Source organism: Pseudomonas sp. LPB4.O (assembly GCF_038383825.1).
Lineage (GTDB): Bacteria > Pseudomonadota > Gammaproteobacteria > Pseudomonadales > Pseudomonadaceae > Aquipseudomonas > Aquipseudomonas putida.
In genome coordinates, this window is the sequence record NZ_CP151298.1 from 3,499,690 (window position 1) to 3,513,655 (window position 13,966).

General features: G+C 61.9%; 14 protein-coding genes and 2 pseudogenes. 12 read left to right on the plus strand and 4 right to left on the minus strand.

Going from position 1 to position 13,966, the window contains the following annotated elements:
* Positions 1 to 11: 11 nt before the first annotated feature.
* The gene (locus MRBLPB4O_RS15745; RefSeq protein ID WP_341795809.1) at positions 12 to 953 is read right to left on the minus strand and encodes an AraC family transcriptional regulator; all 942 of its coding nucleotides are present in this window, start codon (positions 951 to 953) and stop codon (positions 12 to 14) included.
* A 521-nt stretch (positions 954 to 1,474) separates the two neighbouring features.
* On the opposite strand from MRBLPB4O_RS15745, the gene MRBLPB4O_RS15750 reads away from it, so the two are divergent.
* The 8 genes from MRBLPB4O_RS15750 to MRBLPB4O_RS15785 all read left to right on the plus strand — a co-directional run bounded on the left by MRBLPB4O_RS15750 (position 1,475) and on the right by MRBLPB4O_RS15785 (position 9,664).
* Positions 1,475 to 2,533, plus strand: a complete 1,059-nt coding sequence (locus tag MRBLPB4O_RS15750; protein ID WP_341795810.1) for a phenylacetaldoxime dehydratase family protein — start codon at positions 1,475 to 1,477, stop codon at positions 2,531 to 2,533.
* Between the two features lie 92 nt (positions 2,534 to 2,625).
* Positions 2,626 to 3,492, plus strand: coding sequence for a transporter (locus MRBLPB4O_RS15755; RefSeq protein ID WP_341795811.1), 867 nt, complete (start codon positions 2,626 to 2,628; stop codon positions 3,490 to 3,492).
* 38 nt (positions 3,493 to 3,530) lie between these two features.
* Positions 3,531 to 4,055: a group 1 truncated hemoglobin gene (locus MRBLPB4O_RS15760; RefSeq protein ID WP_341795812.1), complete on the plus strand. Its 525-nt coding sequence runs from the start codon at positions 3,531 to 3,533 to the stop codon at positions 4,053 to 4,055.
* A gap of 170 nt (positions 4,056 to 4,225) precedes the next feature.
* Entirely contained in the window at positions 4,226 to 5,740 is a 1,515-nt protein-coding gene (locus MRBLPB4O_RS15765; protein ID WP_341795813.1) for an amidase, read from the plus strand.
* Positions 5,741 to 5,814: 74 nt separating this feature from the next.
* Positions 5,815 to 6,396 (plus strand): nitrile hydratase subunit alpha, encoded by a 582-nt coding sequence (gene nthA / locus MRBLPB4O_RS15770; protein WP_341795814.1) that lies wholly within the window; start codon positions 5,815 to 5,817, stop codon positions 6,394 to 6,396.
* A gap of 40 nt (positions 6,397 to 6,436) precedes the next feature.
* Positions 6,437 to 7,099 (plus strand): nitrile hydratase subunit beta, encoded by a 663-nt coding sequence (gene nthB / locus MRBLPB4O_RS15775; protein ID WP_341795815.1) that lies wholly within the window; start codon positions 6,437 to 6,439, stop codon positions 7,097 to 7,099.
* Positions 7,096 to 8,385, plus strand: coding sequence for a GTP-binding protein (locus tag MRBLPB4O_RS15780; RefSeq protein ID WP_341795816.1), 1,290 nt, complete (start codon positions 7,096 to 7,098; stop codon positions 8,383 to 8,385). Before nthB ends, MRBLPB4O_RS15780 begins: the two co-directional genes overlap by 4 nt.
* Complete coding sequence (locus MRBLPB4O_RS15785; protein ID WP_341795817.1) at positions 8,372 to 9,664, plus strand: PAS domain-containing protein; 1,293 nt, start codon at positions 8,372 to 8,374, stop codon at positions 9,662 to 9,664. Before MRBLPB4O_RS15780 ends, MRBLPB4O_RS15785 begins: the two co-directional genes overlap by 14 nt.
* A 173-nt stretch (positions 9,665 to 9,837) precedes the next feature.
* Here the strand turns inward: MRBLPB4O_RS15785 and MRBLPB4O_RS15790 are convergent, their stop codons facing one another.
* A complete protein-coding gene (locus MRBLPB4O_RS15790; protein WP_341795818.1) occupies positions 9,838 to 10,128 on the minus strand; it encodes a hypothetical protein in 291 nt (96 codons plus the stop codon).
* A gap of 471 nt (positions 10,129 to 10,599) precedes the next feature.
* Here MRBLPB4O_RS15790 and MRBLPB4O_RS15795 point away from each other — a divergent pair.
* From MRBLPB4O_RS15795 to MRBLPB4O_RS15805, 3 genes and pseudogenes are all read left to right on the plus strand, one after another.
* Positions 10,600 to 10,866 (plus strand): annotated as a pseudogene (locus MRBLPB4O_RS15795) (alcohol dehydrogenase catalytic domain-containing protein); the annotation flags it as partial.
* A 31-nt stretch (positions 10,867 to 10,897) separates the two neighbouring features.
* Complete coding sequence (locus tag MRBLPB4O_RS15800) at positions 10,898 to 11,131, plus strand: PLD nuclease N-terminal domain-containing protein (protein ID WP_341795819.1); 234 nt, start codon at positions 10,898 to 10,900, stop codon at positions 11,129 to 11,131.
* A gap of 32 nt (positions 11,132 to 11,163) precedes the next feature.
* Complete coding sequence (locus tag MRBLPB4O_RS15805) at positions 11,164 to 12,483, plus strand: SDR family oxidoreductase (protein ID WP_341795820.1); 1,320 nt, start codon at positions 11,164 to 11,166, stop codon at positions 12,481 to 12,483.
* Between the two features lie 188 nt (positions 12,484 to 12,671).
* On the opposite strand, the gene xth is transcribed toward MRBLPB4O_RS15805, so the two are convergent.
* On the minus strand, positions 12,672 to 13,469 hold the full coding sequence (gene xth, locus MRBLPB4O_RS15810; protein WP_341795821.1) for an exodeoxyribonuclease III: 798 nt from the start codon (positions 13,467 to 13,469) through the stop codon (positions 12,672 to 12,674).
* Complete coding sequence (locus tag MRBLPB4O_RS15815; RefSeq protein ID WP_341795822.1) at positions 13,466 to 13,708, minus strand: hypothetical protein; 243 nt, start codon at positions 13,706 to 13,708, stop codon at positions 13,466 to 13,468. The genes xth and MRBLPB4O_RS15815 overlap by 4 nt, the downstream gene beginning before the upstream one ends.
* Positions 13,709 to 13,725: 17 nt before the next feature.
* Between MRBLPB4O_RS15815 and MRBLPB4O_RS15820 the strand changes: the two are divergent.
* Positions 13,726 to 13,914: pseudogene (locus tag MRBLPB4O_RS15820) on the plus strand (hypothetical protein); the annotation flags it as partial.
* Positions 13,915 to 13,966 lie beyond the last annotated feature (52 nt).

Sequence of the window (13,966 nt, forward strand, 5' to 3'; positions counted from 1 at the left end):
GGGCGCCGGACTTACCCCCTACTCCGCCGCAACAACGAATGCGGCGCCTCTCCAAAAGCCTTCCGAAACGCATGGCTGAAATGCGAGAAATCGGAGAACCCGAATTCCAGCGCGGCCTGGGAAACACTTCTTACCTGGCCGCGTTCGATCGCTGCGCGGCTGGCGTTGAGCCGTTCCTTCCAGATTTCGGCGACCGGGGATTTCTGATGCCGGGCAAACGCCCGGGTCACCGTGCGCTTCGATACGTGATGGGCCACGGCAATCGATTCGATCGACAGCTCCGGCTCGGCCAAGTGCCGCTGAATGTAGTTCATGATCCGCCCGTAAAGATCAAGTTCTTGGTGGGTAGTCTTCAGGTCCTGCAGCTCCAGGCTGAGCACCAGGAGGTCGATGATGGTGCTGGAGTAGCGCCGGGCGATGCCTTCGTTTTGCAGCAACGCAGCGGAACTTACTGCTTGGCCGATCATCTGCCGCAGCGGGATCAACCCGGGGCGGGATTCGTCCAGCACCAGCGCGGTGAGGTCGGTGATACGCGGCAGACGGTGCGCGAGCAGCGGTCGCGGGACGCGGATCAGGTGGTTTTCGGTACCACCCAGGCTGAAGCGGAACGGTTGGGTTGCGTCGTAAAGAAACACACTGCCGGTCGTCAGGCTGGCCTTGCGGGTGTGTTGTTCGATTTCGCCATAACCGTCGAGGGTGTAACCCAGCCAGATATCTTCGGCGGGGTCGCCGCGCAGGTGATGCTCGGAACGCATCCAGTGATGCAGTGGCGAAGACAGGGTGGTGATGTCCAAGGGGCCAATTCCGTTGACCTGTAGCGCACCCTCGAAATTGCTCTGCAACGAGGATTTGCTGTCTGCCGACAGGCAATGTCGGCAGACCACTTCCCGCCAGTAGTCGAAGCGACGGGCCGGCGAAACGGTAAGGGTGGAATAGTGATTGGTCTCAGCCATGATGGCGCTCACCTTGATGCAACTAATTGAGTAAACGAAACACTGTTACCGAGGTTCCGACAGGCAATATCCACGCCAGCGTGAAGCATTGGCGCGGACCTTGGCCAACACGGCCTGCGGCTTGAGTTCAGCGGCGGCGTCCGTCCAAAAGGCACCCATCACTCCTGCCCATTTCGGGGCAAAACCCCTCTTTGTCCCTATACAACGCACCACCGCGGTTCGTGTCCGGGCGGGTGTTTCAGCGCTGTCTTTACCAACCAAACGGTTGTCCTGACGAACAAAGCGACGCTGTTGTGGCGTGCCTAACTTTGACCTCACGGCATTTCCAGCGACCTGCGCCGATGAGGTAAGCCCATGCGAGTTCAACAACAGCGAATGGCCGACGAGTTCAGGTGGCTGCATATGCGCGACCTGGCGCCCGAAGAGTTTATGTCGTGGCTGATCGAGTGGGCAGCGTGCGCTTGGCGTGCCCGTGGTAAAGCCGAGCGTGTGTCCGAAGCCAAAATAACAAGGAGCCTGTGATGGAGTCCGCAATCGACAAACACCTCAAGTGCCCGCGCACCTTATCGCGCCGGGTGCCTGACGATTACCAGCCGCCGTTCCCGATGTGGGTCGGTCGCGCTGACGAGCAGTTGACCCAGGTGGTGATGGCCTACCTGGGTGTGCAGTACCACGGCGATGGCCAGCGCGAGCGGGCCTTGCAGGCGTTGCGCGAGATCGTCGTTAGCTTCAGCCTGGCCGACGGCCCGCTGACCCACGACCTGACGCATCATGTCGATAGTAGCGGCTACGACAACCTGATGGTGGTGGGCTACTGGAAAGACGCCAGGGCGTATTGCCGCTGGATGCACTCGGCCGAGGTGGATGGCTGGTGGAGTTCGCCGCAACGCTTGAACGATGGCCTGGGTTACTACCGCGAGATCAGTGCGCCGCGGGCCGAGCAGTTCGAGACCTTGTATGCATTCCAGAGCGATCTGCCCGGGGTCGGGGCGGTCATGGACGGCATCAGCGGCGAGATCGAGGAGCACGGTTACTGGGGCTCGATGCGCGACCGCTTCCCGGTGTCGCAAACCGACTGGATGAACCCGGACGGCGAGCTGCGGGTGGTGTCCGGCGATCCGGCCAAGGGCGGGCGGGTGGTGGTGGTCGGCCACGACAATATCGCCTTGATTCGCTCGGGCCAGGACTGGGCCGCGGCTGAACAGGCCGAGCGCTCGCTGTACCTGGACGAGATCCTGCCGACCTTGCAGGACGGCATGGATTTCTTGCGCGATAACGGCCAGCCGCTGGGCTGCTACAGCAACCGCTTCGTGCGCAATATAGATGCCGACGGCAACCTGCTCGACAAGAGCTACAACATCGGCCACTGGCGTTCGGTGGAAAAGCTCGAACGCTGGGCGGAATCCCACCCGACCCATCTGCGTATCTTCGTCACTTTCTTCCGGGTGGCTGCGGGGCTGCAGAAGTTGCGGCTTTACCACGAAGTGTCGGTGTCGGATGCGAGCAGCCAGGTGTTCGAATACATCAACTGCCACCCGCACACCGGCATGTTGCGCGACGCCCAAGTAAGCGCCAACTAACCAACGAACTCCACGTTTAGCCCTACACCTGTCGTTGTTACGGCAGCGGGGCTCTTTTTGCCCGCGTTTTGCCACCAAGAAGGACTTGGTCCATGAAACAACTCCGTTACCTGATGGTTGCAGCGGCCGCGCCGTGCCTGTCTGCGCAGGCAGTTGAAGTTTCGCCGGGGGATTATGAAGTGCTGCCGGCGGGCAAAACCATCGGTGTGGTCTATTACCAGCACTCCACTACCGACAGTGCCTACGCCCAGGGCCACAAGGTCAGCTCCGACTTCAACCTGACCTCCAATATCGGCATCCTGCGTTTGCTGCATGTCTATAAATTGACCGATCGGCTGACCGTCGAGCCGCAGTTTCTGCTGCCGTTCGGCCATGTTTCCAGCGGCGGTGACGCCTCGGCCCTGGGCAGCGCCAGCGGCATCGGCGACCTCATTCTCACCGCGCCGCTCAAGTACCGCCTCAACGAGGCCAACGACACGCTCGGCGCCACGGTCTACCTGGTGGCACCGACCGGCAACTACGACCGCAAGGACGCGCTGAACCTAGGCGAGAACCGCTGGAAGGTGGATCTTCAGGCCGCGTACATCAAGCACTTCGGCGAGAAGTGGGCTCTCGACCTGGTCGGCGATACGATCTGGTACGGCGACAACGACGACTTCGGCGCCAACTCGTTACGCCGCGAACAGGAGACGTCCTACGCCGCGCAACTGATGGGGCGCTACATCATCGACCCGGGTACGTCCCTGGCAGTCGGTTTTGGCCACACCTGGGGTGGGGAAAGCCGGGTAGACGGCACCTCCCAGGATGACCGCGGCAAAACCACCAACTTCCGCCTCACCGCCACCAAGTTCTTTACCGCCCAGGACCAGTTGCAGATGCAACTGGGGCGTGACCTCGCGGTAGAAAACGGGCCGAAGGAAAACTTCCGACTGAACCTCAGGTACGTCCGGGTCTTTTAACCGCCTGCACATTCCCAGCTGAAACGGAGCATTCGAACATGACTGAGCAAAACGCTTCCACCGAGCAACAACCTTCGCTGTATACCCGCCTGGGTGGCTACGACGCCATTTATCAGTTCGCCGGCGCGGTATTGCGCAAGACCATGGCCCACCCGGCAATCGGGCATATCTGGGCGCATATGTCCGAGTCGACCTTCCAGAAGGAACACATCAACTTCGTCGATTTCCTCGCGCAACACTGGGGTGGCAGCGCCAAGTACCGCGGCAGGGACATGGTCACGGCACACCGCGGCATGGGGCTGACCGAGGTGCACTGGCAAGCCACGCTGGATTGCCTGGAGGAGTGCTACGACGACTACAACCTGGCGCCGGAGCTGCGCAAGGAGGTCAACGAGTTCCTGGTCAAGTTCAAGCCCGCCGTGATCGGCAGCCCGTCCTACCGCGACGTGGTGCTGGCCAACCCGACGATGGACCCGGCCAAGGGCATGAAGAGCGTCGGCGTGGTCTGGCCCGCACGCGGCGATGCGGCCGGGCAGGCCGGGGTGCCCAAGCTGGAGCAGTAAGCCTGCGACCTGGCCCAACGCAGTCCTGCTCAACACAGCGACTGTCCTGCTCAACCAAGTAGGCTCCCCGCGCTGGCGCTAGGTTAGTACCAGGCCCAACCGCGGCGAGCCTCACGAACAGCTAATTGCCAGCCCCTTGGTCCGGCACCGGAAAGGAAAAAGGACACCCCATGGCCATCACCCGCCCAACGCTCGAACAACTGCAGGCGCTCGCCAGCCGCCTGCACATGCAACTGACGCCCGAGCAAGCCAGCGAGTACCTGGCGCTCATGCAGGGCAGCCTCGACGCCTACGACCTGGTCGACGAACTACCGGACTTCACGCCGCTGGTGCGCTACGAGCGCACGGCGGGTTATCGCCCCTCCAGCGCTGAGAACCCGCTGAACGCCTGGTACTACCGCACCGAGGTGATGGGCGCCAGCACCGGTAAACTGCTCGGCAGGACGGTCGCGCTCAAGGACAACATCTCGCTGGCAGGTGTGCCGATGATGAACGGCGCCTCGCCACTGGCCGGTTTCGTGCCGTCGTTCGATGCCACCGTGGTGACGCGTTTGCTCGACGCTGGAGTAACCATCCTTGGCAAGGCCACCTGCGAACACTATTGCCTGTCCGGCGCCAGCCACACCTCCGACCCGGCGCCCGTGCACAATCCGATGCGTCCTGGCTTCAGTACCGGCGGCTCGTCGTCGGGCAGCGCGGCGCTGGTCGCGGCGGGCGAAGTTGACCTGGCGGTGGGTGGCGACCAGGGCGGGTCGGTGCGTATTCCCGCGGCCTGGTGTGGCATCTACGGTATGAAGCCGACCTTCGGGCTGGTGCCCTATACCGGGGTGATGGCCATCGAGGCCACCTTCGACCATGTCGGCCCGATGACCTGCAGTGTGCGCGACAACGCGCTGATGCTCGAAGTCATGGCCGGTACCGACGGGCTTGACCCGCGCCAAGGTGCGCCGGAGGTCGATAGCTACAGCAACTACGTTGGGCGCGGTGTCAGCGGGCTGCGCATCGGCATCCTCCAGGAAGGTTTCCAGCTCGCCAACCTTGATCCGCGGGTTGCCGAAACGGTACGCAGCGCCATCGCCCGGCTCGAGGCGTTGGGCGCGGTGGTCGAGGAGGTGTCGGTGCCCGAACACACGCTGGCGGGCTCGTTGTGGAACCCGATCGGCTGCGAAGGGCTGACCATGCAGATGATGCACGGCAACGGCGCGGGCTTTAACTGGAAAGGCCTGTACGACGTCGGCCTGCTCGACAAGCAGGCCGGCTGGCGGACCCAGGCCGACGCCCTGTCTCCTTCGCTCAAGCTGTGCATGCTGGTTGGCCAGTTCGGCCTTGAGCACTACCACGGCCGTTACTACGCCAAGGCCCAGAACCTCGCGCGCTTTGCCCGTGCCGGCTACGACAAGGCACTGCAGCGCTACGACCTGCTGGTGATGCCGACCGTGCCCATTGTCGCCCAGCCGCTGCCGGCGCCGGATTGCTCGATCACCGAGAACGTCTCGCGCGCACTGGAGATGCTCGGCAACACCGCCGCACAGGACATCACTGGCCACCCGGCCATGTCCATCCCTTGTGGCCTGGTCGACGGCCTGCCGGTCGGGCTGATGCTGGTCGGCAAGCATTACGCCGAAGGCACGATTTACCAGGCCGCGGCAGCCTTCGAAAACGCAGTGGACTGGCGCACGCTGTAGGCGCTGCGCCTCTGCAAAAAACAACCAGAACAGCAATACCATCAACAACCGCGTCGAACGAGAGGAGTAATCCCATGACGGCAACCTCAACCCCTGGCGAGCGGGCGCGGGCACTGTTTGCAGTGCTCAAGAACAAGGACCTTATCCCCGAGGGCTACATCGAACAGCTCACCGAACTCATGGAACATGGCTGGAGCCCGGAAAACGGCGCGCGCATCGTCGCCAGGGCCTGGGTCGACCCGCAGTTCCGCGAACTGCTGCTCAAGGACGGTACCGCCGCCTGCGCCCAGTTCGGTTTCACCGGCCCGCAGGGCGAATACATCATCGCCCTGGAAGACACCCCGCAGGTGAAGAACGTGATCGTCTGCAGCCTGTGTTCCTGCACCAACTGGCCGGTGCTGGGCCTGCCGCCGGAGTGGTACAAGGGCTTCGAGTTCCGTGCGCGGCTGGTCCGGGAGGGGCGTACGGTACTGCGCGAGCTGGGCACCGAGTTGCCCGACGACGTGGTGGTGAAGGTTTGGGACACCAGCGCCGAAAGCCGTTACCTGGTGCTCCCGCAACGGCCCGCCGGCTCGGAGGACATGAGCGAAGAGCAGTTGCGGCAACTGGTCACCAAGGACGTGCTCATCGGTGTCGCCGTGCCCCGGGTCGGTTGAGTCGGTCCATCCACTTCATTCACCTTCCGGAGTATTCAATATGGATGGCTTCCACGATCTCGGCGGTTTCCAGGGCTTTGGCAAAGTGCCCCATCGCATCAACACCCTGAGCTACAAGCAGGTATTCAAGCAGGACTGGGAACACCTGGCCTACAGCCTGATGTTCATCGGCGCCGATCACTTGAAGAAGTTCAGCGTCGACGAAATACGTCACGCCGTCGAACGCATCGATGTGCGCCAGCATGTCGGCACCGAGTACTACGAGCGTTATGTGATCGCCACCGCCACGCTGCTGGTCGAAACCGGCGTCATCACCCAGGCCGAACTGGACGAAGCACTGGGTTCGCATTTCAAGCTGGCCAACCCCGCCCATGCGAAAGGGCGTGCGGCAATCACCGGGCGAGCGCCTTTCGAAGTGGGCGACCGGGTCATCGTGCGCGATGAATACGTGGCCGGGCATGTGCGCATGCCGGGTTATGTGCGCGGCAAGCAAGGCGTTGTGCTGCACCGGACCACCGAACAGTGGCCGTTCCCGGATGCGATCGGGCATGGCGACCAGAGCGCTGCGCACCAACCGACCTACCATGTCGAGTTTCGCGTGCGAGACCTGTGGGGCGATGCCGCAGACGATGGGCTGGTGGTGGTAGACCTGTTCGAAAGCTACCTGGACAAGATCGAAGGTTCGGGAGCGGCGCGCCCATGAGCAATAGCGCCCAGGCGGGCCGACTGCCGGTGACGGTCCTTTCGGGCTTCCTCGGCGCAGGCAAGACGACCTTGCTCAATCATATCCTGCGCAACCGCCAGGGTCTGAAGGTGGCGGTTATCGTCAATGACATGAGCGAGGTCAACATCGATGCCTCCGAGGTGCAGCGCGAGGTTGCGCTGCACCGTGGCGAGGATGAATTGATCGAGATGAGCAACGGCTGTATCTGCTGCACCCTGCGTGCCGACCTGCTCGAGCAGATCAGCGCGTTGGCGCGCCAGCAGCGCTTCGATTATCTGTTGATCGAGTCCACCGGGATTTCCGAGCCGATGCCGGTCGCCGAGACCTTTGCCTTTCTCGACACCAACGGCTTCAGCCTTAGCGAACTGGCGCGCCTGGATACCCTGGTGACGGTGGTCGATGCCAGCCAGTTCATGGCCTTGCTCGATTCACCCGAAACCGTCGCCCGTGCCGATGCCACCAGCGATACCCCCAGGCGTCCGCTGGCCGACCTGCTGATCGAGCAGGTCGAGTACGCCAACGTGATCCTGGTCAACAAGCGCGACCTGGTCGATGAGGCCGGCTACCAGGCGCTGCGGTCGATTCTGGCCGGACTTAATCCGGGGGCGCAGATCCTGCCGATGGTCGCCGGCAACGTAGCGCTGTCGAGCATCCTTGGCACCGGGCTGTTCGATCTGCCCAGCCTTGCCGCAGCGCCCGGCTGGATGAAGCGGATAGACGCGCACGACACACCGGCTGCCGAGTCGGACACCTATGGCGTGGTGTCGTGGGTGTATCGCGAGCGCGCCCCGTTCCATCCGCAACGCTTGTTCGAATTTCTTGCCCGTCCCTGGCGCAACGGTCGGTTGCTGCGCAGCAAAGGCTATTTCTGGCTTGCCAGTCGCCACCGCGAAACCGCGCTGCTGGTGCACAGCGGCAAGCAATTCCAGTGGGACTACGTAGGGCATTGGTGGCGCTTCATCGACCCCTCGCAATGGCCGCAAGACAAATATGGCCTGCAGGGCATCACGGCCAAGTGGGACAGCATCGTCGGCGATTGCCGCCAGGAACTGGTGTTCATCGGCCAGGACCTGGACACCCAGGCACTGCAACGCGAGCTCGACCACTGTCTGTTGAGCCCGCAGGAAATCGCCAGCGGCCCGTCGGCCTGGCCAGCGTTGCCGGGGGCGGCCGACTTCGACAGCCAGACCGTGTCAGTCCGGCAGGCGCAGTCATCGTCGGCTGATGCCGCCATGCAACCGGAGGTGTCGCATGCTGTTGTTTAATCGTACCAGCCGCTGGGTTTTGGCCCCGCTGGCCGACCGCCTGGAGCAGCCCGACCAGCCGAGCGCGCCATTGTCTTCGGCCAATCCGCTGTTGCGGCGCATCCTGGCAGGCGTGGAGCGCGTGCTGCAGGAGCGGCGCGAGTTCAACGAGCAGGCTCGTGTGCTTGCTTTGCAGGTCAGCCAGCTGGAGCAGCGCCTGGCTGAGCGCGAGGCACTCGCGCAGCAACTGGAGGCGCGCTGGACGCTGGTCACCCAGGGCGCGGATGAGCTGTTCTGGCAACTGCATCCAACGACCGCCGCCACCCCAGCGCCGGACTGTGCGATGCAGTGGACAGGCTCGGCCTCGCTACAGGCGCCGCGCCTGACCCGGTTGGGGCAGTGGAGCGAGCAACTGCACCCTGCCGACCGACAACCCCACATGCAGGCACTGGCCCGGCACTTGGCCGATCGCAGCGGGCGCACGCCGTTTGCGCTGGACGTGCGGATGAAACCAGCGGCCGGCGGTGACTATCGCTGGTGCCGGATCAGCGGCAGTTCGCAGCGCGACGCCCACGGTGTCGCGGTGGCCACGGCCGGCACCCTGCGCGACATCCACGAGCAGTACCTGCGTATTCAGGAATTGGAGCTGGCCGCCGAACGTTTCGATATTTCCCGCGAGATGCTTCACGACGGCCTGTGGGATATCGAAGTGGTGGCGGGCGATCCGGCTAACCCGGGCAACACCATATGGTGGTCATCGCAGATGCGCAGGCTGCTGGGCTGCAGCACCGTCGAGGAGTTTCCCAACACCTTGGAAAGCTGGACCTCGCGCCTGCATCCCGACGACAGCGAGCGCGCCATCGCGGCATTCGTCGCTCATGTGGAGGACCACAGCGGCAATACCCCGTTTGATGTGGAGTACCGGCTCAGGCACCAGAGCGGCGCCTACCGCTGGTTCCGCGGCCGCGGGCAAACCCGCCGGGGTCAGGATGGGGCCCCGCTGCGGGTAGTCGGGGCTATCACCGATATCCATGCCCGCCATGAGGAAAGCACCATTCGCGAGGCCCAGGCGCAACAGCACCAGGTGATGCAGGAGACCCTCGGCAAGCTTACCCATATCGTCGCCACCATCCAGGGTATCGCCAGCCAGACCAACCTGCTGGCCTTGAATGCCGCCATCGAGGCAGCGCGGGCAGGTGAGGCCGGACGCGGGTTCGCCGTGGTCGCCGACGAGGTGCGCAAGCTGGCCACGCGCACCAGCCAGGCCACTCAGCAAGCGGCGCAGATGATCGACAACTGACCGAGCGCGATGGACCAGTAACGGTCCTTCGTGATCGGCTGTAGCCTGCCAATAGCAGACAACCCGAAAGCCCTTGTTTCTTCACCCGCCCGGAGTTTAGATGGAGCGGTTTGCATTGAGCAGTTGGCCGTCAGCACCTGCGTCTAACGACCAACCTCGAACTACACAGTGTCCTAGGCCACCTGCTTCGCTTCTGGCCGTTGATCTGTAGCCAGACGCCTGGCTCTACCAACACCCCAGGCCAGAGCTCGAGTCATGGATTCGCCTGGGCGAGAATCGAATGTTTCTTCATGCAATGCCATTCCACATCCAGCGTACACACCGATGAACATTTGCGTCTGACCGGTGCGCGAGAGCCTGACCTGGACATCAATCGTGGTGCCGTCATCAAGCTCTTCGTCATGGACACGATGATGAAGCACTGGATCCGCCCAATCCCAAAACACATCACCTCGAATACGCATGCCGCCCTCCTACGACTTTAGTCTTATATGGAACCCTCACCATAGCAATGCAATGAGGCAGTTCAATCACTTAGGCGGTAGAAACATGAGTATCAGACGACCGGCCCCAATTCCGATACAAGAAAATTTTCTTGTACAACTTTCTGGTCAAGTGGACAGAGCAGGCGTCCGCGTTGCCAAGAGGTGCATAAGCGGTTCGAAGCGGCTCCCCGTTAGCTGCCGACTCAACTGGCGACACGGCTTTGCTTTCACAGTCAGCTCCGGTACCTACTACACAATGGTTAGAACTGCAGCTTCCAAGCATTTCGGCTTCCGCGATACCTTCCTGGTCGTCACACTTCGTTCGCTCCTGCAGCGGAAAACAGTCTGCCCCCTTCAAGCATTACCACTGAATCTGTTGTTTTGAACTTTGCATGGCCTGCAAGCTTCCCCTGCATACCCCCACGATTTTGTGATGCAGGAGCGAGGCGTATGCGAGCACTGACTTACCACGGAGCAAACGAAGTAAGGGTCGATAACGTTCCTGATCCCCTCATCGTTCAAGAAGACGACATCATCCTCAAGGTGACTTCCACGGCCATTTGCGGCTCCGACTTGCACCTCTATCGAGGCAAAATTCCAGAAACCGAAGCAGGCGATATCTTTGGCCATGAGTTCATGGGCATCGTCGAAGACACCGGGCGTGCAGTCAACAATCTCCAGATCGGCGACCGCGTGGTGATTCCCTACCGCTTGGCCTACGCCCACTACGTGTAGAGGAGGCAAAGTCATGAACGGGGTCGCCAGCTACTTCTGGATTGCCGTAACGGCAATTCTTCTACTCATCGACCTGTGGGCCATCGTCAGCGTGTTCCGAAGCGACAAGACCGATACGGTCAAAGCGGCCTGGGCCCTGCTGATCGTCGCGCTACCGCTGGTTGGCCTGGGTATCTGGGGCGTTGCTGGCCCGCGTGGTATCAAGCGAGGTACCGGGCCCACTTCCGACGAGCACAGCAAAGGCTGACATTTCCGAGCTCCACTTACAGGGGTTTCAACATGATCGATCAAGCAACAGGCATGAAATCAGGCGAACGCTATCGCGTGGAAAACGTGGAGCGCGCTCATCAGTTTCCAGGCTTCTTTCAAGACGGGAAGTATTATCTCGGCCCCGAACTTCTCACCGCCGTGGGCTGGCTTGAGGGTACACGCTTCATCTACGACAGCCTGGATGCCGCAGGTGAACCCGTTTTTCCAAACCGAGAGGCAGGCACGGTCGAAGGGCTGACGTTGACCCTGGTCGATGGCACCGCGCTTGAACTCTCGCGGATCGAGGCCAGCGAAACCGTTGCCCCCCTTGACCACAGTGCCTCGGGTACAGAACGAGAAGCGCCTAACAGTGGCGCTTCGGTCAAAGGGCCTCTGCGCGGTAAGGTCGTGGTGGTCACTGGCGCTTCCAGCGGTATTGGCCGAGCCGCGGCGCATGCGTTTGCGTGCAAAGGTGCTCGCTTGGTGCTCGCCGCACGCGACGAAGAGGCGTTGTTCGATGTCCTGGATGAATGCACCGATTGCGGAACCGACGCCATAGCGGTCACGACCGATGTCACCCGCAACGACCAGGTTCAAGCGCTGGCGGCGCAGGCCGCAGAGTTTGGCCATGGGCGAATCGATGTCTGGGTCAACAACGCCGGAGTTGGTGCGGTCGGCCACTTCGAGGACACCCCATTGGAGGCACACGAACAGGTCATCCAGACCGACCTGCTCGGTTACCTGCGAGGTGCCTACGTCGCCCTTCCCTTCTTCAAGGCGCAGGGCAGCGGCCTTCTGATCAACACGCTGTCGCTGGGCAGCTGGGTGGCCCAGCCCTATGCCGCCGCTTACTCGGCGAGCAAGTTCGGCTTGCGTGGACTGACCGAGGCATTGCGGGGCGAATTGACGGCGTTTCCCGACATCCATGTCTGCGATATCTATCCTGCAGTTATGGACACACCGGGCTTCCGGGATGGGGGCAACTACACCGGGCATGCGTTGACACCACCAGGCCCCATATACGATCCCGAAATGGTGGCAAAGGCTATGGTGGCCTGCGCAATCTCGCCTCGGGCTCACACCACGGTTGGCGCTGCGGCGCGCCTCGCGCATCTGGCCAGCTACCTGATACCCGGGCTGCCTCGGTTGTCAGGGAGGCTGACGCGCTGGGGGATAAATCGCAGCCCCATAGCCGAAGCCTCATCTGGCAACCTTTTTGAGCCTCCAAGTGGCAGGAGGGGTATCGACGGAGGCAGGAGGAAGCCAAAAGACAAAACGCCGCTGCTGATAGGCGCAGCGGCGCTGGGAATCCTTGTGGGTCTTACACTCACACATTCACGACGCAGGTAACCAAGAGCAGTCTGCGCACTGAGCAATGAGCGTGGTCTCATTGCGAGATCACGTGCGCTTTCCCAACCAGCGTAGCCGACGCTGATCACTGAAGATGAATGCGATGAGGGGAAGTGCGTGAAACTTTGCCGATGGGTGCCCAGACGCCTATCCTGCCCACACGCTCCAGGGAACAGCCGCCCTGCCAGCTAGCGTTGCTGGCGGCGCGAGCCCAACTGGATCCAGACCGGCGCATGATCACTGGCCTTGGCTTCGTTGCGCACCCAGGCATCCACGCCCGCCTGCTTCAGATAAGGGCTGAGACTGAGGTTGAGCAGCAGGTGATCAATACGGAGCCCGGCATTACGCGCCCAATGATTGCGAAAATAATCCCAGAACGTGTAGATGCGCTGCTCGGGATACAGGTGGCGAACAGCATCGACCCAGCCCTGCGCCAGTAACTGTTGGAAATACGCCCGCGATTCAGGTTGCAGCAGCGCGTCCTTGAGCCATGAGCGCGGGTTGTAGATGTCCAGATCGGTCGGCACAACATTGAAATCGCCGGCCAACACCGCAGGATGGCCGCTGCCATGCAGTGTTTGGGCATGCTTGATCAGGCACTCGAACCAACGGAGTTTGTAATCGAACTTCGGGCCGGGTTGCGGGTTGCCATTGGGCAAGTACAAACAGCCCACCAGCACGCCGTGCACCGCAGCTTCCAGATAGCGGCTTTGCTGATCGTCCTGCATGCCAGGCAGCCCGCGACGTACCTCCAGCGGCTCGCTATCACGCGCCAGGATAGCCACGCCGTTCCATGAGGGTTGCCCTTGGTAAAGGCAACCATAACCTGCCGCTTCGATGGCCTGGCGAGGAAACTGCTGGTCGGCCGCCTTTAGTTCCTGCAAGCAGGCAATGTCCGGCTGCTCCCGTTCCAGCCAGGCCAACAGCGTGGGCAGGCGGCTGCGGATGCCATTGATATTGAAGGTGGCGATCTTCAGCGCTTTCATGCGTGAGGGTCACTCACATGAGCCTGCACGGCATCTTCCAGTGCCCGGATATGTGCCTCATCGGCCAGTGCCTTCAGCGCCAACCAGTCATCCCAGTCAATCGCACCATCGTCCCGCAGCGCCTCGGCGGTGCGTACCAGTTCATGGTGGTAGGCATCCGGCGATTTGCGCCGGTAGCTGATGTCGTCGTACTGCGCGTACCAGGCTTCAAGTTCAGGAATGCTGCGTTCGATACTCATGACGGCCGCCTCGTTCTATCCCTGCTAGTCAGAGCCCAAGAGCCGCGCAACGTTCAACCGCAACAGTCAGTTGGGCAAAACTGGGTGGCAAGCGCGTAGCCTTTCTGGTCACCGATGGCTTCGAACAAGTGGAGTTGACGGGACCTCGTGAAGCCTTGCAGAAAAACGGGGCAGTGGTCGACATTCTAAGTGATAACGAAGGCAGCAGGTGGCCACTGGGAAACGATTGCAGCACCGGTAACGTTCCTTTTTCCATGC

Coding starts and splice junctions, on each gene's coding strand:
- xth (WP_341795821.1), bottom strand. CDS start 13,469: ATGAAAGCGCTGAAGATCGCCACCTTCAATATCAATGGCATCCGCAGC.
- MRBLPB4O_RS15755 (WP_341795811.1), top strand. CDS start 2,626: ATGAAACAACTCCGTTACCTGATGGTTGCAGCGGCCGCGCCGTGCCTG.
- MRBLPB4O_RS15805 (WP_341795820.1), top strand. CDS start 11,164: ATGATCGATCAAGCAACAGGCATGAAATCAGGCGAACGCTATCGCGTG.
- MRBLPB4O_RS15800 (WP_341795819.1), top strand. CDS start 10,898: ATGAACGGGGTCGCCAGCTACTTCTGGATTGCCGTAACGGCAATTCTT.
- MRBLPB4O_RS15790 (WP_341795818.1), bottom strand. CDS start 10,128: ATGCGTATTCGAGGTGATGTGTTTTGGGATTGGGCGGATCCAGTGCTT.
- MRBLPB4O_RS15745 (WP_341795809.1), bottom strand. CDS start 953: ATGGCTGAGACCAATCACTATTCCACCCTTACCGTTTCGCCGGCCCGT.
- MRBLPB4O_RS15760 (WP_341795812.1), top strand. CDS start 3,531: ATGACTGAGCAAAACGCTTCCACCGAGCAACAACCTTCGCTGTATACC.
- MRBLPB4O_RS15815 (WP_341795822.1), bottom strand. CDS start 13,708: ATGAGTATCGAACGCAGCATTCCTGAACTTGAAGCCTGGTACGCGCAG.
- nthB (WP_341795815.1), top strand. CDS start 6,437: ATGGATGGCTTCCACGATCTCGGCGGTTTCCAGGGCTTTGGCAAAGTG.
- MRBLPB4O_RS15750 (WP_341795810.1), top strand. CDS start 1,475: ATGGAGTCCGCAATCGACAAACACCTCAAGTGCCCGCGCACCTTATCG.
- MRBLPB4O_RS15765 (WP_341795813.1), top strand. CDS start 4,226: ATGGCCATCACCCGCCCAACGCTCGAACAACTGCAGGCGCTCGCCAGC.
- MRBLPB4O_RS15780 (WP_341795816.1), top strand. CDS start 7,096: ATGAGCAATAGCGCCCAGGCGGGCCGACTGCCGGTGACGGTCCTTTCG.
- MRBLPB4O_RS15785 (WP_341795817.1), top strand. CDS start 8,372: ATGCTGTTGTTTAATCGTACCAGCCGCTGGGTTTTGGCCCCGCTGGCC.
- nthA (WP_341795814.1), top strand. CDS start 5,815: ATGACGGCAACCTCAACCCCTGGCGAGCGGGCGCGGGCACTGTTTGCA.